The sequence below is a fragment of the Sphingobacterium sp. HJSM2_6 genome, from assembly GCF_049316305.1.
GTDB lineage: Bacteria > Bacteroidota > Bacteroidia > Sphingobacteriales > Sphingobacteriaceae > Sphingobacterium.
The window spans coordinates 1-19,755 of sequence record NZ_JBMOXB010000027.1 but is presented as its reverse complement, the minus strand read 5'-3'; the positions used below and the strand labels follow the sequence as shown (position 1 = coordinate 19,755).

At 32.1% G+C, this 19,755-nt stretch carries 20 protein-coding genes; 3 read left to right on the top strand and 17 right to left on the bottom strand.

Annotated elements, in window-relative coordinates:
* Positions 1 to 196: 196 nt before the first annotated feature.
* Positions 197 to 1,417, top strand: a complete 1,221-nt coding sequence (locus tag ACFRAE_RS17215) for a site-specific integrase (protein WP_422798413.1) — start codon at positions 197 to 199, stop codon at positions 1,415 to 1,417.
* A gap of 165 nt (positions 1,418 to 1,582) precedes the next feature.
* Here the strand turns inward: ACFRAE_RS17215 and ACFRAE_RS17210 are convergent, their stop codons facing one another.
* Positions 1,583 to 2,677: a hypothetical protein gene (locus ACFRAE_RS17210; protein WP_422798412.1), complete on the bottom strand. Its 1,095-nt coding sequence runs from the start codon at positions 2,675 to 2,677 to the stop codon at positions 1,583 to 1,585.
* Positions 2,674 to 3,480 carry a sigma-70 family RNA polymerase sigma factor gene (locus ACFRAE_RS17205; RefSeq protein ID WP_422798411.1) on the bottom strand — a complete coding sequence of 269 codons (807 nt, stop codon included), beginning with the start codon at positions 3,478 to 3,480 and terminating at the stop codon, positions 2,674 to 2,676. Before ACFRAE_RS17205 ends, ACFRAE_RS17210 begins: the two co-directional genes overlap by 4 nt.
* Before the next feature lie 395 nt (positions 3,481 to 3,875).
* On the opposite strand from ACFRAE_RS17205, the gene ACFRAE_RS17200 reads away from it, so the two are divergent.
* Positions 3,876 to 4,112, top strand: coding sequence for a helix-turn-helix domain-containing protein (locus ACFRAE_RS17200; protein ID WP_422798410.1), 237 nt, complete (start codon positions 3,876 to 3,878; stop codon positions 4,110 to 4,112).
* 66 nt (positions 4,113 to 4,178) lie between these two features.
* Here ACFRAE_RS17200 and ACFRAE_RS17195 read toward each other — a convergent pair whose 3' ends face one another.
* The 10 genes from ACFRAE_RS17195 to ACFRAE_RS17150 all read right to left on the bottom strand — a co-directional run bounded on the left by ACFRAE_RS17195 (position 4,179) and on the right by ACFRAE_RS17150 (position 15,384).
* Positions 4,179 to 4,649 carry a JAB domain-containing protein gene (locus ACFRAE_RS17195; protein WP_422798409.1) on the bottom strand — a complete coding sequence of 157 codons (471 nt, stop codon included), beginning with the start codon at positions 4,647 to 4,649 and terminating at the stop codon, positions 4,179 to 4,181.
* Positions 4,650 to 4,840: 191 nt separating this feature from the next.
* Positions 4,841 to 5,761, bottom strand: coding sequence for a DUF5712 family protein (locus tag ACFRAE_RS17190; RefSeq protein WP_422798408.1), 921 nt, complete (start codon positions 5,759 to 5,761; stop codon positions 4,841 to 4,843).
* 2 nt (positions 5,762 to 5,763) lie between these two features.
* A complete protein-coding gene (locus ACFRAE_RS17185) occupies positions 5,764 to 6,309 on the bottom strand; it encodes a BfmA/BtgA family mobilization protein (RefSeq protein WP_422798407.1) in 546 nt (181 codons plus the stop codon).
* A gap of 302 nt (positions 6,310 to 6,611) precedes the next feature.
* Complete coding sequence (locus ACFRAE_RS17180) at positions 6,612 to 6,887, bottom strand: helix-turn-helix domain-containing protein (protein ID WP_422798406.1); 276 nt, start codon at positions 6,885 to 6,887, stop codon at positions 6,612 to 6,614.
* Positions 6,888 to 7,191: 304 nt separating this feature from the next.
* Entirely contained in the window at positions 7,192 to 8,484 is a 1,293-nt protein-coding gene (locus ACFRAE_RS17175; RefSeq protein ID WP_422798405.1) for a hypothetical protein, read from the bottom strand.
* Positions 8,485 to 8,871: 387 nt separating this feature from the next.
* Positions 8,872 to 9,249, bottom strand: a complete 378-nt coding sequence (locus ACFRAE_RS17170) for a type II toxin-antitoxin system RnlB family antitoxin (RefSeq protein ID WP_422798404.1) — start codon at positions 9,247 to 9,249, stop codon at positions 8,872 to 8,874.
* Position 9,250: 1 nt separating this feature from the next.
* On the bottom strand, positions 9,251 to 10,285 hold the full coding sequence (locus ACFRAE_RS17165) for a type II toxin-antitoxin system RnlA family toxin (protein WP_422798403.1): 1,035 nt from the start codon (positions 10,283 to 10,285) through the stop codon (positions 9,251 to 9,253).
* Positions 10,286 to 10,599: 314 nt separating this feature from the next.
* On the bottom strand, positions 10,600 to 10,995 hold the full coding sequence (locus ACFRAE_RS17160; protein WP_422798402.1) for a hypothetical protein: 396 nt from the start codon (positions 10,993 to 10,995) through the stop codon (positions 10,600 to 10,602).
* 745 nt (positions 10,996 to 11,740) lie between these two features.
* Complete coding sequence (locus ACFRAE_RS17155; protein WP_422798401.1) at positions 11,741 to 12,424, bottom strand: hypothetical protein; 684 nt, start codon at positions 12,422 to 12,424, stop codon at positions 11,741 to 11,743.
* Positions 12,421 to 15,384: an Eco57I restriction-modification methylase domain-containing protein gene (locus ACFRAE_RS17150; RefSeq protein WP_422798400.1), complete on the bottom strand. Its 2,964-nt coding sequence runs from the start codon at positions 15,382 to 15,384 to the stop codon at positions 12,421 to 12,423. The genes ACFRAE_RS17155 and ACFRAE_RS17150 overlap by 4 nt, the downstream gene beginning before the upstream one ends.
* A gap of 1,149 nt (positions 15,385 to 16,533) precedes the next feature.
* Here ACFRAE_RS17150 and ACFRAE_RS17145 point away from each other — a divergent pair.
* Positions 16,534 to 16,944 (top strand): integrase core domain-containing protein, encoded by a 411-nt coding sequence (locus ACFRAE_RS17145; RefSeq protein ID WP_422798399.1) that lies wholly within the window; start codon positions 16,534 to 16,536, stop codon positions 16,942 to 16,944.
* A gap of 6 nt (positions 16,945 to 16,950) precedes the next feature.
* Here ACFRAE_RS17145 and ACFRAE_RS17140 read toward each other — a convergent pair whose 3' ends face one another.
* The 5 genes from ACFRAE_RS17140 to ACFRAE_RS17120 form a co-directional block, all read right to left on the bottom strand.
* Positions 16,951 to 17,355: a hypothetical protein gene (locus tag ACFRAE_RS17140; RefSeq protein WP_422798398.1), complete on the bottom strand. Its 405-nt coding sequence runs from the start codon at positions 17,353 to 17,355 to the stop codon at positions 16,951 to 16,953.
* Between the two features lie 146 nt (positions 17,356 to 17,501).
* The gene (locus tag ACFRAE_RS17135; protein ID WP_422798397.1) at positions 17,502 to 17,801 is read right to left on the bottom strand and encodes a hypothetical protein; all 300 of its coding nucleotides are present in this window, start codon (positions 17,799 to 17,801) and stop codon (positions 17,502 to 17,504) included.
* Positions 17,802 to 18,229: 428 nt separating this feature from the next.
* Positions 18,230 to 18,388 (bottom strand): hypothetical protein, encoded by a 159-nt coding sequence (locus ACFRAE_RS17130; protein WP_422798396.1) that lies wholly within the window; start codon positions 18,386 to 18,388, stop codon positions 18,230 to 18,232.
* 655 nt (positions 18,389 to 19,043) lie between these two features.
* The gene (locus tag ACFRAE_RS17125) at positions 19,044 to 19,364 is read right to left on the bottom strand and encodes a hypothetical protein (RefSeq protein WP_422798395.1); all 321 of its coding nucleotides are present in this window, start codon (positions 19,362 to 19,364) and stop codon (positions 19,044 to 19,046) included.
* Position 19,365: 1 nt separating this feature from the next.
* Positions 19,366 to 19,668 (bottom strand): hypothetical protein, encoded by a 303-nt coding sequence (locus tag ACFRAE_RS17120; protein ID WP_422798394.1) that lies wholly within the window; start codon positions 19,666 to 19,668, stop codon positions 19,366 to 19,368.
* Positions 19,669 to 19,755 lie beyond the last annotated feature (87 nt).

The window sequence follows — 19,755 nt, the reverse complement described above, 5'->3', positions numbered from 1 at the left end:
CTTGCAAGGTGGTATATCGTTTAAAAATGCTAAACTAAGAATTATTTAATACTCCCCCCAACTTTTCGGTATGATCCGATTGAAGTACTCACTGAAACGCATTCAAATCACTGATTTACAACATGTTCTAAAATCGAACATCTTGATGTATTTTTGCTGCAAGGCTAATTTTGTTACACATTTTAAATGTTAAATCATGAGTACAAATTATTCCTTGCTCTTCTACTTGAAGAAACCAAAGAATTATGTAAGTGGAGCTAAGCCCATTTACATGAGAATTACGATCGATGGATCGGTATGTGAAATCTCCACAGGAAAGAATTGTGACCCGAGCCGATGGAATTCCAAAGCAAATCGATCGAAAGGCAATACCGAAGAAGCCAAGACTTTAAACAGCTATTTGGAAACATTGAATCTGAAAGTCGCCACCACCCACCTTGAAATCTTGAAAATGGGAGAAATCCCTACCATTGAACTTCTTAAATCAAAAATTACAGGAAAGACAGAAAATCAAAGGACGTTATTATCGGTTCTAAAAGACCATAATCTTAAAATGGAATCTTTGCTTGGCAATGGATTTCGGGAAAACACCTTAAAGGGTTACAAGACGACCTACTCGCATTTAGAAAGCTATATTGCAAAGGAATTTTCATCTGCTGACATTGAACTTCATAAAATTGACCATTCTTTCGTGGTAGGCTATGAATATTATCTTCGATCTGAAAAAGGATGCTCTGATATTTCGGCAGCCAAATACATGAAGCATCTAAGAAAGATTATTAATCTAAGTCTAGCTCATGAATGGGTTACCTCCAATCCTTTCAAGTTTTATAGGACACATGCCAAGCCCAAGGAGAAATCCTATCTGAACAGAGACGAACTAACACGAATCGAAAACAAAAAGCTTAATATTCTAAGGCTCCAACATGTTAGGGACATATTTGTGTTCTCCTGTTATACGGGACTTTCCTATGCGGATGTATCAAAATTAACCAAAGGAAATATTGAGGTCGGTATTGACAATAGATTTTGGATAAAGATCTACAGACAAAAGACGAATACACTTTCATCTATTCCTATCCTTCCAAAGGCGCTAGAAATTTTAGAGGCGTATAAAGATTATCCGCCGTCTGAATCTAATGGGCAATTATTGCCCATTTTGAGCAATCAAAAAATGAATAGCTATCTGAAAGAAATAGCAGATCTATGTGGAATAACAAAGGAACTGACCTTCCATATTGCAAGGCATACATTTGCAACCACAGTAACACTTTCAAATGGAGTTCCGATTGAAACAGTATCAAAAATGCTTGGACATCTGGATATTCGCACAACACAGCATTATGCTAAATTATTAGATACTAGAATTGGTAAGGATATGGAAAATTTGATTATAAAATTGAAAGGTTTGGGATAAAAATGAATTGAAAATTTTTACAATAAATTTTTGGGATAGATTTTATCTTAGAAAGAACTATTGCATGAAGAATAGCAGGTATGACGTCAGTAAATAAAAGCTAGGAATACAATTGAATTATTTCTTATTGCCAGTATATCAAGATTTTATATTGATATAAATTAGTTATTCAATAATTACATTGATTCCGACCATTTCGGCTTTATATTTTATTTTCTCGACAAGTCCGTTTAGACTCCAATTTCTCAATAAAAAAGCATTTTCCTTTGCTAGTTCTTGGTTTTGGGTTTGATTTACTAATAATATAGTTCCTGATTTAGCTTGAATGCAAATATCTATTAGTTTTCGACTATATAAATGAAGCTTAGATTCAACATAATGTTTCTCATTGGTCGAAAGCCTTGTGACACACTTAAGTTTTTTCTTTTTTCCATGTCCTCCATTATTATATGTAGCTATTTTTCTCAATCTATTATATGAAGATTGTATTGCCAATCTTCTATAAAGGAAATCCTCTTTTGTTCCTATTTGAAATTGTTTATTACCAATTTTAACAGTAATTGGATATTCGATCGAAAGTGATGCCTCTGCAATTAAATAAGGTTTTAGATCAACTTTTATTATTGGCATTTCTAATGCTAACAAAAGAAATATTTTGCCGTCCACCATTTGCAAAAAACTAGAACAAATTTTAAGTTCATTGTTCATAGCTTTTTTTAAAAGTAGGCGTTTATCTGATCGGTCTTTCCCCAAATAGGTCTTAAATGGAATTTTAAAAAGAGTAAAATTAAAATCACGTTGATTTTCAGATTCAATCAACTTTAATCTTTTACCTGAAAAAGGGATAGGCATAGTTCGCTTATGGTTCTTTATTGTTTTAATCCCTTTCCAATAATCTGATCGTTCAGCGTTAAACTTTTTAATTAGGTGAACATTTAAATTAGATATGATATCGGTTGGAATTTGTCCTTTAAAATGTAACGACAATACCTTGTAAGTTGTATTCAATCTCGAAGTATTTAGTATTCCGTTAGGTTCTTTTGAACGGTCTGCAAGTTTTAAGATCACGTCATCCTGTAGATAAATTAGATCCTTAATGTTTTCTTGCATGTATTGATGAGCAATAATCATATTTGCCCCTCTAAAAACAATATTTTGCCACAAAAATAGTTTGCTATAATATTCATTTCTAAGTATTTTATCAGAAGAATTTATAAGTAACTGAATACGCCTTGTGAGTATTTTTGAGTTTTTCATCATCTGGATATTTTATCAGTTTTCAATTTTGCATGCGCTTCAATAAATAGCAATTTTACTTTGTTTTCTGGAAGTTTTAATTGCTTAGCTATCTCTTCAAAAGAATACTTCAATTGGTATCGCATTCTAAAAATTTCTTCTTGATAATCATTAAAATCACATTCTGCCACAGTTCGTTTAGATGGATTGTGTTCTTTTGAAGTGTAATTGGAATTACATATACGCCCCAACTTATTAATGATTTTTTCCACTTTAATCGCCACTTGATAGTCTGAAATACCACCTAGATAATTAGCTATTCGTTTATAGCTAAAACTAAACTGAAGGCATAATTTAATAAGTAATTGTTCCTCCTTATTTAGAATTGGTAATACTTTATAGATCAGGTTCAAGCGGTTCTGATCTTCATCATCTTTTTCTAGTTGAATTTCATTTTCATAACTTACTTCATGACTATGCATGAATTGTTGATAATCCTCTATATCGTCAAGTCGAAGTAGACTCTTTTGAAATAATTTATCTGTTTTTCTATAAAAATCAGAAACGGCATTTTTTACCTGAAATTTTAGGAAACTAGAAATATCCTTTTCATAGATTAGCTTTTCTCTAAATAGCCATAATTTAAAGAACGCTTCCTGCACTATACTTTGAGAAATACAGCTATCCTTTGTCGCGTTATTTGCCCTATTAAACAAATCGAAAGAGTGAAGTTTATAATAATGATCCAAACCCCGTTCATTTCCGTGTTTAAGAGCCGAGAAATAATGTGCACGCCTAATTTTATCTAATGGTAAAAGTTCATTCATAATTTATTAATAGAATAAGAATTAACACCATATGAAGCCGGAGAATATATTTTGTTTTTGGTTTATGATAAACGAGTTGTGTATTACTTCAATTCAATTGATTGACAATTGATTTCTATTAAGAATAAAAAGTATTTACCGAGTGGTAATTAGCCCTCAGCTTACGGCGCCACAAGAAGCCTCGATATATTTTCCTTTCAATAATTCAAAAAAATTGTTTGCCTTGAATTAATTAGGTCGACAAAATATAGTCGAAAACAAACAATCATATTGGGTTTTCATGATTTCTAATATTTAAAATTGGTAAATTATCTACAAATATAGAGATATTATCTATATATACAAATATAATTTCTTATAGGAGGTTTTCGTAGGTATTTTTAAAAGAAAATATCTTGAAGAAACAGACATTAACAGAATTAGGTCTATACCTAGCTAAGCGTTCAATCAATCGAGCTGAAGTTTCAAGAAAAACAGGGATAAGTACTTTTAGACTTAGTCAGTTAAGTATTAATGAAAAGGCGCATCTTAGAGGTGAAGAATTGTATTTAATCGCATTAGCAATTGGAGAAGATCCAGCAAAAATGTTTAATCATATTTATAGAGAAACTAAGCTAATTAATGAAGTTTAATTAAGCGGCTTTTCTTGAATAATGTTATCGGATTATTTTGTCGTCGCCTTAAAGACAAAAAAAGGGCTATAAAAGCCCTTCATCCCGAAAGGAAAGATAACCCTCCCTTCCCACGATCAGGTGATCATGCAACTTGATATCCAGATAACTTGCTGCCTCATGGATCTTTTGGGTCAGTTTTTTGTCCTCAGTACTCGGCTTGAGATTTCCCGACGGATGGTTGTGAAAAACGATGATCCCTGTAGCGGTCGCCTTCAGCGCCGTAACCATCAACAGCCTGATATCGACTACGGTTCCCGATATTCCGCCACTAGAAGCCTCATAAACACCCATCACGCGGTTGCCCGTATTCATCAGCAGTACCCTGAACCGTTCAAAGAGTTCTAAACTCTCTCTTTGCCAACTGTCCATGATTACCCCGTAGGCTTCACTAGAAGAGGTCACCACGGGCATCTTGGAGCTTGGAATCCGGTTGCTGTAACTTAGCTGAACTTCTGCCACCTTGTACAGAAGATTTCTTTTTTTTCTGCTTTCCATAACGTTCTTTTTTTAGTTTCAAGAAATGATTATGGAGCCTGCACCGGACATGACCGAGCAAGGGCAAGAAGCAACGAAATAAAGGAAGGAGCTGTGCGATGGGCATGTGTTTATGTCGGAATTTCTTGTCCCGCCCCGAAGGGCAGTGTCCGAACTTTGATCCCTATCATGGATTGAATGAAAAAATAAATCTACAACCTGCCTAGCCGTTTCCCTTTGCGTTTTTTACGCCTTCTTGGTAACGACCTTTCCATTCCCTCGGATGGCTGGTTTGTACCTGAAAGCAAATTGGCCACCAAGTCCAAAGCCTGAGATTTTCCAGCAAACAATTCCCGAAAGCTATCAGCTCTCCATTCATCCCTGCCTTTAGAAAATTGCAGGATCCGATCAATCTGCCCGCGCTCTTGCAAATTGCCATTCTTTACACTATTGGAAAACTGAAAGGTTTCCTTTAATCCGCGGTCATAGCCGAACAGCTTATCAAATAAAAGCTCGCCCGATTCCTTGAATGCCCTTCGGTCGAACTGACCGAGCTTCTGGGAATGGGACTTGTTTCTTCCCCTAGAAGTATTCTGCGGACTCAGCTTGATCTTGTTTGTGATATCCTTGCGGCTGACGATGATCTGAATGTGAAACTGATGACCCTCCTTCATCTCTCCGCGTTTCCTTTGACCACTGATAACCGCTTTGTCCTGATGTCCGTAATAGCGGTTCTTCTCCCATTTAGCAAACCACAACAGGTCAGCCTGACCACCTATCCCTTCACGGTGAAAGTTCATGGCGTAGGCATCCATCACCTTGAGAGCAAACTCCTTGAGCTGAAGTTTGGCCTCCTGCTCACCAAAGCGTTCCAATAGAAAAGCAATCTCCTTTTGGCTTGGACTAATGTTGATCAAATAGAACTTACCATCAGCCCTAGATAATTTGGCAATATTAGCATCAATAGCCATCCTGACTTCATGTGGAAGAATGGCACTGGATAGACCATTGAACCATTTTTCTGATTCCGATAAGTTTTCTACAAGCCTATTCTCCTTTTCCAGATAGTTCACGAGTGCCCCGCAGCTGCCTGTATTGTTTCCTGTTTCTGACTTCGAAATATGGATGAACATGACTAGAGCTTATGGATATCAGCGATAAGTTTTTTATAGAGCTCATTCTTCTTAACTGAATTCAGGCTCCAACCAAGGGCATCCCTTTCTTTCAGAAAGCTGTCAACCAATTGAACGGCATTTGTAATCAGTACCGATTTCTTTATTTTTTCGGAATCTAGTTGTCTGTTCAGCGAATCCAATGTTCGGTTCATATCTTTCACAAGGATAGTCAAGGCATGGATTGCTTGGTTATGATGAATTGATTCCGAGAACTGAACTTGCAGCAATTTCAACACTTCGCTGGAAAGGTTGAAACTGGGTAACAACAGATCTTTTTCCTGCTGTTTGATAAAGGACAGGATACGGTTGATCCCTTGGGATAACTGATTTCTAAGTGCATGATCATTGATATCTATTGGATCTTTCTTTGTACCGTAGAAATAGTCGATCATTTGCATCACGACCATCCGCTTTGTCCTTCCTAACTTCCTGGCCAAATTATCAAGCTTTTGATCCACCTGTAAGCTGAACTTTACTGACCTATTTTTCTCGATCTTTCTTTCCATAGTTTTAGGGTATTAAGAATCGAAAATTACTGGCCAGCAAGGGGTGATAAGAAGGAACATAATCTATATATCCAAGCTTTACTAGAGTCTTAATGCACCTGTGGTAGGTCGAAATAGAACGTATCTTGGAGAATGCCATCAGTTTTCTCCGGCTTACCTGAAATGGCAGTCTAAGGTTGCTCGCGTGGGAATAATAATAGAGCGCCATGATCAGGCCTAACTGGGAAGTAATTAACCCACTATCTTTCAAGATCCTATCAAAAAGCCTTTCAAAGGAACGTTCATTATTTGCATGGGAAGTATTATCCATTACAGTTGCTCCTTTCCATCATGGAACCGATATCTTTCCTGTGATAGTAAAGGCTCCCTCCGATCTTGCGATAGGGCAAAAGTCCCCTGATGCGCAGATTCTGAAGGGTTCCCGGCGATATCTTTAATAGTTGCCTGACTTCTGCACTTTTGAGCCATACCCTCTCGTTGCTATTTTTTGCATTAAGGTTGAAAATTTCCTTCATCTCTTCGATCAGCTCCATCTTGAGCTGACGAAGGTCTTCCATCGTCACTACTCTGATTTCCATATCTTATTTCGTTTAAATACACGGTGCTTTATTTAAGGGCATTCTGGAAAGGGGAAAATAAAACTAAGGAAATCAGCATAGACAAAAGAACCTGTTTAGATTTTAGATAGGATTGCCATTAAACTGTCCAAGGGAATTTCTAGGGGAATTCCGAAAAGAAGGTTTAAATAGTCTATAAATGGAAAGAGTATCCCCGGAGGATACTCAAAAAGCCGAATGCAGCGCATGAAGGCTTAAAAAGTAGGGCTTGCCCAACTTCCGCTTGCTCACTACTATTTCGCGAATACCATTATAAGCCGTTTATTTACACATTATATTTCATAGCAATTGTTTCAGAAATTCTTCTAAGGAGAAATAAATAAGGTAATAATTTACGATTGTTGTTTCTTGTAGGGAATATGACTTTATTTTCTCTACTTTCACGTATATGTACTAATACGTTTCTAATTTTTTCAATTCTGTCTCCTATTTGATTGATTAAATCTTGTCGTAACTTATCTTTTTCTTTCTTTTTTTCTTTAGTTTCTTTAGATTCCGTTCTGATTTTATCGAAGATTCTATCATCATTAACTAGTGCAGATAATTTAAATTTACCATCAAATTCTACATCTTGAGTAAAGTATTTAATATTACATTTTATATCTTCTTGAATATCTTCAACTGTAATATAATCACTTATTAGTTTAGTTAATTTTTGTTTATCTGATGTGTTATTCGTATAATCTTTTAGCTCCTCTATTATAATTTTTGAATAATTAGAGTAATTGTGCAAAATATCAGGGCTTTTAAGAAGATTACTAAATTTTCTTTTTAACTCTTCGTCTAAATAATAGTATGCGAAGTATTCTATTACTTGATAGTGAAACAAATATTTAAGTCTTGGATTACCAGTTTCTGTAGCAATGTTTAATAAATCTAATGCAACTTGGTCAATTTCTTGAGTTGCAATAATTTCTGGATACCCAGACTCATTTGTTTTACAAGGAACATTAAAATCATCATCAATTTTAGGCTCAATATTAATTATACTAATAATAGGAGCTTTTCTGTCAAAAAACCTTATATAAACATTTAAATGTTTACAAAATGTAACTAATTCATTTTTTATCTTTTTAAAATCTCCTTCAATAAAGAATGAATATGGTTTTTTATCTTTAAAATATACTTTCATCTGAGAAGTTTGTTGGTCTTCTCTATAAAAATCTCTAAATTGTCTTAAGTTTCTATAATTACTTTCTCCCGGTAAATCTAATTCTTTAAATCCTTTAGAAATTAGGACTAATTGAGGTGAAGGTTCTCCAAATTCAGTTTTAAATTCAATACCTTTATAATAGAATGTTGTTTTTCTATTTAAATGGTCCTGATTTTCGTTTAATGGGGCGTATATTAACTCTAATCGTTTTGAAGTTTTGTGATAAATAGCAGATAATTCGATAGGAAATTCAATATCCTCGAATTCTGAAAAATCTGTTTCATTAGGATATCTTAGCATAAAAGAGTCATCCCCCCAAAGATTTTCAATATTTGTATGTTCTGTTTCTTCTTTGATTACTATTGAAGAATTATTCTTCTGTAATAGTTCTAGTTTACTATTCATATGTATTTGGTTAAAATGGCTTATAACGTCTGGTCGGCTTTGCGAAGTAGTATAGTTCGTATCGAAGATACGAAAGCGGATTTATTTTGCAAAAGCGTTTGTTGAAAGCTATACGCGAAGCGGTGGGTTGCGACAAACTGCGTAAGCCGCCCGGAGGTTGGGAAGCAAATAGCTTCGCGGACTGCTTAAAAACAAGGCCGCGTATTGGCATTAGTGGCGAATTAGAAAGCCAAAGCGTTGAATAATGCACTAACCTAAGTAACAGCCTTTTATTATTTTCTAAATTTATGATAAAAGCAGATATAAAGGTTGTATAGAAAAAAAAGAGAAACTTTCAATTTCTCCCTTAACTCGCCATTTCGCAAATATGAGGTTATAGGCAGTATTCTAAATTTGTTCTTCCAATTGATTTAAGACACTTAATTTATATTCTTTTGTATAAAAAAGTTTATCAAATAATTCTTGATGTTGCAAATAATATGATGACGTTAATGAAATAATATCATTATTAAGCTCATTATTTTTTACTTTAGTTAAACTTTTACGTATTAATTTTCTACCATCATAAAAACACTTGTAATATCTATCATCAATATTATTATTAAGTAATAAATCGAATAATATATATGTTTCTTTTTTTAAGAATTGAAGATCTTCTTCTACAAACTTAATATATTCTTGAAGTCGACACATATCTTTGCTAATCAATACTATATTATATTGATTAATATTAATTGATTTTAATATGTAGCTTTCTCTTTCCATACTAATTTAAACATATACTACAGTCATCTATTAAGGTTAATGATGTTGTAATAATATTGTTTGCTTCCTGCAAAGTTATAACTTTTGAACTAAGTACATCATCATCTATATGAAAAAGACTGTGTCTGTAAATATTATAATATTTATATAAATTGCAAATTTTAGTTTCAATTGCAGGATTGTTAATTTCCATTCTAAATTCCTCTTCTAATATATAAGCGCTTTTTTCTTTTATTAAGTATTCTCCGAATCCTTCTTTATAATCAATATCCTTGCCATATTTAAGAAATATTTGTTTTAGTACTCCTTCAATTGATCGTAAAATTGGGTATGCAAATGCTGAATAATCTTCTAATTCAACTTGCATCTTCTGTAATGCTAAACTTGGAGTAATTATTACTTTCAACTTATCCTCTAATAATCCGCAAATATTTGGTAATCTATTTTCAAGTTCACCTCTAATATCAGCTGTTGTTAGATTAGATTCATAAAATTTCAATTGTTGCTGAATTATTTCATCAAATGCCAAAAATTCAGATAATACTACAATTATTTCATTAAATAATAGCATTGGTTTTCCTTGAACCTGAAATGCATTATTAATATGTTTAGTAACTACAATTTTATCTCCTTGTTTGCCACGTAGAGTTAAAATTGTTTTATTACCTTCAGTTATGAAATTTTCAATTACGTTTCCGAATTCTACAATAATTTCTACAAATGCATCAAAATCTTCATCCCTAATGGTCTTTATATAAAAACTGTGAGCTTTAAATTCTTTTATTGAACTAACAGACACTAACTCTTCTGCTATTTTTTTAGAAAGTTCTTGATTTTGTCCGACAGCGTATTGTAATGTAGTTGTTCCATCATTATTTTCATAAATATTTAATTGTGCTTGTGCTTCGCCAGTTTTAATAAATTTTACGATTTTTAAATTGTTTGGTTTATCTTCTATAGTATATTGAAATTCTTGGAATAATTCACTTTTTATATAATTGTAGTATAGTTCTCTATTAAGACGTAGTTTTTTCATTTTTTTTAGAAATTGGTTATTAAATATTACCGATGTGGCGAAAAAAGCGAAGCTGATTTCGCCACATCTACCATTTTAACTAAATACTATTACGCCAAATAATCTACATAGACGCATTTCGTTAATCAAGTTCTTAAATATAATATTTTCCTGTATGTTAGTTGAATATTTTTGCCAATTATAATGGATAGCGAAATAAATAAAATCAGTTTTTGGATAACTTATGCACCTACAACGCTAGGCTGTTAGTACGATAAAATCTTACAAACAGTGAGTAACGATATTTTGAAAGAAATGGATAAAAAAACTCTCTCTTATAGGTAGACTTCACCATTCAACACTTTTCGAACCAAACTCCAATCTGGTCTCAAATTTTGTTTGTCATTGACTGAAGAATTCGAACCTCCTCCATTGTTATTGACAAAATCATTTACTTTATCCTGAAAAGAATACCATAAATTATTTATTGTATGCAATGAATTACCACTGATATATTGTAAGGTATTTACTATAAAATCAGTTAATCCATCCACTCCTCTTACATAAACTTTATGTGTTCCAAATATAGTATCTACAACAGTTGTCAATGTCCAACTAGAACTGGTATGATTAGAAACAATTATTGCTTTATTATTACTAATACGACCTGATTCCAAAGACCAAAACCCTATGTATAGAATTGGTTTGACTGACGTGACAAGTTTAATCACTACTGTTCTTGCAGATGCATTTCACAACTTAAATATTGGGACAAGAACTATAGTTGTTGCAGTAACAGCTTTGATAATTAAATTTGACATTAATGTTTATTTCGAACATTATAAACCGATGAATATAATGCAATTACGAAGATTGTTTAAAAATGTACCTTTCAATAGATTAGCTTAATACACAAACCAATATTTAGCCTTATTAATTGAAGATAAACTAAGGCTAATTGATTGGTATGATGGAATATTTGCAAGTTAGGAATTAGAGCCAGTAAATGGAATAGCTTACGTAACTTGCCAAAAGTACAATAATAAAAGTGTTGCAGATATTCAAACAACATATATGAAGTCTCTTAAAAAACACGTGTTTTACTAAAAATATACAATTCTCGATGGATTTAAGTATTCTGGATTTTGTTTTTTTAATGCAATATTTTCAAGAGGATTGATAAATCCTAGAAGTAGTCAACAGGAGGTATTTAATTAATCCTTCTTCTAAAGATAAGTCCTTAAATATGACTGATAATCCTATTATCACAGTCTGAGTAAAGCATGTATTCTTCTAAGGCTCCTTTTGTACGGTCTTCCTATCATTTGCCTGCTTTAAAGATATTGCATACATTTGATTCTTTTCATCAGGAATTCCACTATACATAAAATTAGGGAATAAATGTGATCGTTTGATAAGTTCCCTTTGTCAAAGACATAGCTTACTAATACCAACGATAATGCTTTTTAAGATTAATTAATTAACAACAGTCATATTTGCTGAGAAATTAAGCATCAAATGATACAATTTCAAAGTGTTGTTTTCTATATCAGTATGCTCTGAATCATAAAGATAAGAGCAATTTGCGATAGAATTGTTTGAAGTAAGGTATTTTATGATATTTACATCAGGGTAATGATTTTCAATGATATGATTGATATTGGCAATATTATCATCAAGATTCATATTTTCTACTATAAAGCCAATCATCCCATTCACCCTGTGGAATGATGAATATTTTTTATTGATAAATCGAAGAATTCCATCCGAAATGTATTTTGCGTTTAGTCCAGTCTTACCTTTTGGGTTGATAGCATCTAAACGTTTACACTCGATAATATAGTATTCAGAGGGATTGGCAAAAATATTCTCATTAAACACCTTAATATCCAAATAACCATCGTTTGTACCGAACTCTTTTGGCTCACATTCAAAGTGATATGAAAAATTCAATCTAGTTCTTACCTCGATATTGTTCAAATAGTTACAATGAAGATAATCTCGAATCGAGTCTTCGTTATTTGACACCAACTCACCATTGTCGAGAATATATCCGTAACAAATTATTATTTTGTCAAGAATATTAAGGAGTTCTTTTTCATAGTAAAACCGGGCATTATCCAAAAAATTGGATGCATCGGTATTCTCGAATGCCATCATAAATTTTTACCCGTTTTTAGAATTGCATCTACAAATACATTCAGGTCGAGGTATGCCATAGCCCCATGCCAAAGTCGAATTTCATTTGGTTTGAAGATATAAAAATAATTTTTTTCAAATCCCCGAATATCTTTTTGAATAAATAACCTATCAGTTATTTTCTCATGGCCCAATGAAATAATTTCCTTCATTAAATCGCTTGTAGATTTATTTACCCATGTAATTTGATTTTCAATTCCTATAAAATCCTCAACTTTAAAAATCAGGCCAATAATATGGTCTGAATGCCAAACTTCAATTGAAAATGACTTTTCTACTTTGAAAACATCTGAGAATTTTTCCAAGAAGATATTCAAATAATCATTTAATGAATCGTCCTCGTATTTTATAATCGGAAAGGCAGTAATGTCAACCTTTTGGATAATGTTTGGAATAACATATTTATTAGCATATTCAACAAGTGACTTTTCTATTTTAGTCAAACAGAATGAACGGTTGACACACTCGTTCAGCAGATTTAATTGTGATAAAGACAATTCATGTCTGAAAAAATCATCTTCATTTTCTGGTATTAGGCTTTCTTCAATTTGTCTTACAATTTTTGATAGCAGTTTATCCTCAACAAATGGAAATGTGAACCTTTCTTCATTGAAACCCTGCTCCCTTTCAACTCCGATAGATGAAAATCTATTCAATGCATAATATGAAAATAAGTCCGATTGTAAACTTCCAGAAATGGACTGCAAATCATCTATGTCTTCATCATTTTGAATTTTAATTGCGGTTATGGAGTCTTTAAACAGACAATCATAATTTATAATTGCAGCAATTGATTTGAGTCTGTTTGACAAGCCTTTTTTAATCAGTAGTCTCTTGCCAAAATATAATCCTTCTTCGCGTACTCTATGTAAAGTGCTCTCTGTAAATGGAATCAATTTCTTATTTACTCTAAATGGCAAGATTTGCTTTGGCTCTAATACTTCGAGTTTCGCGAGTTTGCCAACAGGATTTTCATCCTCCCCAATTTGAAATCCAACACCGTGCAGGTAATTTTTATCCATTAAACGTTGGCTTATTTTTTGGTATTTGGATAGTCTTAAAAGAAATGCGAAATCTAAATAATGACCATACAGTAAAGTTTTCCATAGCCAATCATGTTCTTTTAAGAATTGCTGGTTGACGGTTTTTACATCACTGCGGTTAACCATAAACAAGTTAAACAAAGAAAAAAACTTACTAGGTTTAACAGAAATATGCTCAATAGGATTAATATCGGTTTTTGTTGAAAAAGCATATTTATAGAACAAAATTGCAGCTGGGGCAATTGCTGGATCGTTGGACTTGTTAAATACCTCTCGTCTTACGGGAGAAAGTTCAAATACTCTTGATATCAGATAATTTTCTAAAAAATACTTTCTGAAATTTTGAGCCTTTATATTGTATAGTGCTTTACTTGTGACAATAAGTGCAGAAATGGTATATTCAGAAGAAAAATCACTAACCCTCAAAATGAAAGATTGAGCAATCTCTTTATTACTTATTGAAATTTGAAATGCAACTTTACCTTCCTTTTTCTTTCTTACATTTATATAATGCTCGAAAGGTTCTTTTGTACCCTTCAATTTTGTTCCACGTTTCCAAGGTGGATTTCCCAAAATATAATGAAAGGAAATTTTCGATAGCACACTATTGAAAGGTTTATCTAAATCAAAGAAATCGGACACAAAAAAATTGGTATCCATTAGCTTTGGAAACACAAAATTCTCAATATCTCTAGGATTTTGATAATCCAGTAAAGTAAGATATATAGAAAATATTGCGACACTTATTGCGCTTCCGTCCTTATCAATTCCAAATATATTTCTTTCGGCAAGTAGTTTTAAATTATCTTGATATTCAGATGAAGTCCTAAGCAATTCAGGCCTAAGCAAGTTGAATTGCTCGATTATCTGCCTTAAACCCTCAACTAAAAAAATACCAGAACCGCAAGATGGGTCTAATATCCTGCAGTCATATTCATTCGGATTAGATTTAAAATAGCTAAGAACAGTTTGAGAGGTAATATACTCCACTAAAAATAGAGGGGTATAGTAGCTACCAGTTACCGCCTGTTCCTGTTGGCCTATAAACAACTCGTAAACATTACTTATGAATTCAACTGGTATTATTGCAAAATCGAAAATATCGAATAATGAAAGTTGCCCAGTGCTTAATGTGACCCCGTTCAATAGATCAATTAGAATTTGTAAAGCTTCTGAGGAAATTCTTTCTGAAGAGTCATCGAACTCGAATAGATTGCCCCCAAATTTATCTTCAAGATAATTAAAAAAAGCTAAAGTTTTGGTTCTATTAGCCAATAAGCCACAAAAATCTGCTGTGGTCCATTCCTTTAATTCCCCCGCATATCCAATTCTAACACGCCTGTCAATGAGATATCTTGTAAAGATTGTTTTCCCCAGCAGAGCATTAGCGGTATGGCTACTCAACTTATAAACATCTATAAGAATACGTCTCGCATCCTTAATATTCTCTAGTAATTTATAGTCAACCCTATTTTTATATGTAAGAGAGCTGGAATAATTTTCCCATGTTTCACCAGTAACAAGCTTGAAATATGAAAAATCATCAAGCTTTTCCTCATTTCCAATTAACGACAGGGCGTAATTGTTCTTTATGTATTCAAAGCCGTTAAAAATATTTATAGATGAATTTTCTACCAGTATTACAATAGGAGTTTCATTTAAATTCCATATTGCCCTAAAAAGATTATCTTTATTACTAGGGTTATCATAAAATAGTATAAAGGGTTTATCTTCCAAACAAAAAATAGAGTCTGGCTTGGGATCTAGCGATTGAAAAACCGTCTTAACTTTCTTTGGCAAAATGTTAAGATTTTTTTCGAACCGCAATCCTCTTGACTCGTCCAAGCCTAACTTTGTATAAACATCACTTATTTCCATGAATGTATTTGAGAATAATGTTCAATAAATAAAGGCATTAAAACGTTAACCATAAAAGTATAAAGTTTTTAAATATAGTGATTTACCTCCGTTTGATTAGCTAAAATACGGAACAACCAAATTACTAATTTTATTAGCCAAACCAAACTTAAAAGTTAATCATAAATTCAAGGCTTTGATTTTAAGAACATTTAAATTAAATCAATTGATCATTATGCTAATTTTATATGTATTAAGGCACGAAAAAGCCGCCCGAAATCTTGCGGATAGCAATGCAGTAAGGACAAACGGCTCTTAGTGCCTATCATTTATAACACCCTTCTAGTTAAGCTCATTCACGCCAATTCTTCCAACGTCATTGCACAAATCAATCGTTGCTTGTCATATGGGAAAGCAATGGTAATTCTGACCTTCAGATGATAAAGTTTATTCCATACCCCATAACAGTATATCTGATATTACACTTTCGGTAGATATATCTTTTTCAGAGATTTGCCTAAAGAAATCATTAGTGATGAGTATTTAAAATATTATTAAATAATGCAGAAAATAAGGAGGCAGTTAAAAAAAAAGTTTCAAGAATGTCTTAGATACTCGAAAATTTGATAGTGAATTATACTGGAAAAGAGCCACTTATTTCTGAGCTTTTATTGGTGTCATTTTTTTAGGTACACTAACGAAGTTGAATTTCTCCAAATATATGGACGCTGAAAAACTTAACAAAAAACAATATTTACAATTACAGGTTAAGAAAAATTACTAAATTTATATAACAGCAATTGCAGCTAAAACATACATCAAACCAGTGAGTCATTCGGTGAGTTGGAATAACAAATATTTGTAAAACACTGATAAATAGATTGATAGCCGACAGGTGTTATTCCCCTACGGGCTACTAAAAAAAAGCGACTTGAAAAAGTCGCTTTTTTTGTTTGTAATATTTTGTGGGTTTTAGTGTTTGTTTGGGATCTTGTACATAAGTTGGGGGGAATAGATTCTTAATCATACAATTTCATTACGCTATAAATGTAAAATTTGGCATCTCTGATAGCACTAAACTCACTTCTAAAAGCCTTAAGATTAGCACTTAGAGACTCTCTGAAGATGCATTGAAGGAGTAAACGCTAAATTGTGGATATTCACAACTAGGTGAAAAACAAAAACATCATCAACTATTTATGTTTTGCCAAAGCACTTGAAATTATTGAAAATTGCTTGAGTACTTCTGTATTTTTCTACCAAACAAAGGGCAAAGACGATAGTGATACACTAACTAGCAGCAAAACAATACGAACACTAAACATCATCGATGACTTCAATCGTGAAGTTCTTTCCATTTCTGTTGAGACTAGTTTGCCTGCCAGTCTAGTTATAAAGGAGCTTGAAAAACTTGTTGAATGCGGTGGTAAAAATGGGGTTCAATGGGAATTTAAACAGCTTGGTAAGTGGACGCGGAATAGTTTAATTGAAAGGTTTAACAGAACATTTAGCCAAGATGTATTGGACAGCTATATGTTTGACCATTTGTCAGAAATAAGGAAATATGCTATAAACATGTAAATTACCTTATTTGTCTTTTTCATAATTGGGATGTTCATTATAAACTTCAAACTTTTTATCGATAAACCAATATAATAACACAAACAATATAGATGTATAAGGTATATAAAATAATAAAAATTTAATTAAAAAATTTGGATCAGTAATTTGTACATATGCAGGATGAATTATAGTAATTAAAACGAATAGAATTATATATTTAAATATCCAATTCATCCCAACTTTATATCTTTTAAAATACCAATCTTTAATAAACTGAAAAGGGAGCAAAATTATAATACATAAAATTATCTGAAATATAGGAAAGGCAATTTCTCTTAATTGAAAACTTAAAAAATCATAAAAGTTTCTAAATTTGATATCGTACTTTGAATAATCAGATATAAAAACTTTATACCAAAACTTTCTCATGGATCCTAAATTACCGAACACCATTACCCCTATTATTAGATTCAATAATATTTTTTTCACCATTATTAACAATCTTTACTTAAAACATTTATAGGTTCTTCACCATTCAATACTTTTCGAACCAAACTCCAATCTGGTCTCAAATTTTATTTGTCATTGACTAAACAATTCGAACTTCCTCCATTGTTATTTACAAAAGCATTTACTTTATTCTGAAAAGACATCCATAAATTATTTGTTGTATGAAATGGATTACCATTGGTATATTGTAAGGTATTTCCTATAAAATCAGTTAATCTATACACTCCTCTTACATAGACTTTATGAGTTCTAAATATTGGATCTACAACAGTTGTCAATGACCAACTAATACTGGTATGATTAGAAACAATTATTGCTTCAGTATCACTAATACGACCCGGTTCCAAAGACCAAAACCCTAGCATTGTATGTCATCAAATTAAACTGGATACTTAGGTTTATTTCCTTAAGGAGATATTATAGTTATAAATTTAGTAATTTTTGTTGATTGTATAATTGCGTTCTATGGTTAATTGAATTTGTTTTAACTTATTGTCTTTTTGTTAAAATCTGTTCGGATCTACCGGAATAGGTATCTGCTGGTGTTACGTTTTTAATGGTTCATGATATCATTTTTCATTATGATTATTTACAAATTCGGTTAAGGCTTTTAAAAGCTGCTCGGGGTGATAAAAAGGATTGAGTTTGATGATATTTTTCTTCGTAAGATGATATAATTCAATTTCCCCTTGTGTTTGCGGATGCATTGGTCTTCTATGTACTTATTTCATCTCAAATCATTTTTAAGATTGGTCTTTAGCTCGTTTGCTATATAGCAAGCTCCATTATCTGATCATAATTTGGGCTTTACCTTTGACTTTAATTTTCCTTTAGGAATCGCTGTATCTACCGTTCTTTTCACATCATCGCCTTTCATGGAATCACATAATTCCCAATGAATGATATAACCTTCTGTTTTCTGCAAAGCTCGGATACAGAAGTCTCTGCTCATAGACCTTCCATGACGATTAAAATCTTTTGCTCTGAGCTGAAAATCCTGCCGGTGTTTTTACGAGGGTGTGTGATGGATTTTTCAGCGCTCTTTTTCCTTAGAGTGTACATAATGGAATCTAATGTTTTTTGATAAAAACTCTCCTTAAGTTTTAAAGATCATGTTCACTTTTTGCTAACGATTTACAATAATGAAGTGATATGTTAAAATTCGCGATTCTGTTGAACCTTTGAGATCATTCGGGTCTTTTTTTGTGGAATGGAAATATTCAATCATTTGCATTACCAGTGTCCGCTTTGTCCTTCCAAACTTTCTTGAAATGATTTCCAGTATTAGACCAACTGTAAAGTTATAGGCGTATAAGACCATATAAATAAATAAATAAATTATTGACACTTTTATATTATCAAGACAAATTTTCTGTTGATGAAATAATAAAATTGTTCCACTAAATATTGATAATAAAATAAAGACATACCATTTAGGAGTGAATTTATTATCTACAAAATGGTCTATATTTAACGTTGTAGTTAATAATAGTAACAACACAATAAATATGTTTATTATAATTATATTTATTAATTTAAACATTCTTATTAAATAAAAGCAATTGTGCAAAAGATGTGTTTTGCACAATGCTTAGAAAAGGATGAATTTAAATTTTGCCTTCTTTCCTTAAAATTATTTCCAATCGTTTAAATTCTTCTATTTTTTTTTCCCACTCCCATTCTTCATTATGAACTAGTTCTTTATAACTTAAATCTATATATGACCCCTCAGGATTTTCAGATACTCTATCACTAGTTTTATCGAAGTCAGATACTATTAAATCAAATTCAATCCCAACTTCAGCAACTTTCCAAACACACAGGTTTTCGGATTGAAAACCCAATACATCTTGATTCAAGCTTAATAATATTGGCTCAGAAATCTTATATTCTTTTTTTTGCCAATTAATTTTTATTCCAAACATCATGCTATATTAAACCTTTATTTTTTAGTTCCAATTTAAGTTGTTCATATTCATTTTTAAGATTTGAAATATCTGCTGATTCAGTTTTATCAGGTGGAGTCCCTAAATTTAGATTTACAACTTTCACACTAATTTTATCTCCTTTTTTCAAAATTTTAGTATTCCATTTAAATATGTTTTTTAGCTCATCACCTCCATATAATAGAAGAAAGTAAGAACTTTTTGATTGCTGAATTATAACATTACTGTAAAAGCAATGCATATTAATTACCTCATTATTATTTATAATGATTTGAAATCCTTTCATGGTTTAGTTGTGTACGTATTCAAAATAAAGTGGACAATCACTTAGAGAGAGTTTTGTTTTATAAATCTATTAATTTTTGATTAAGAT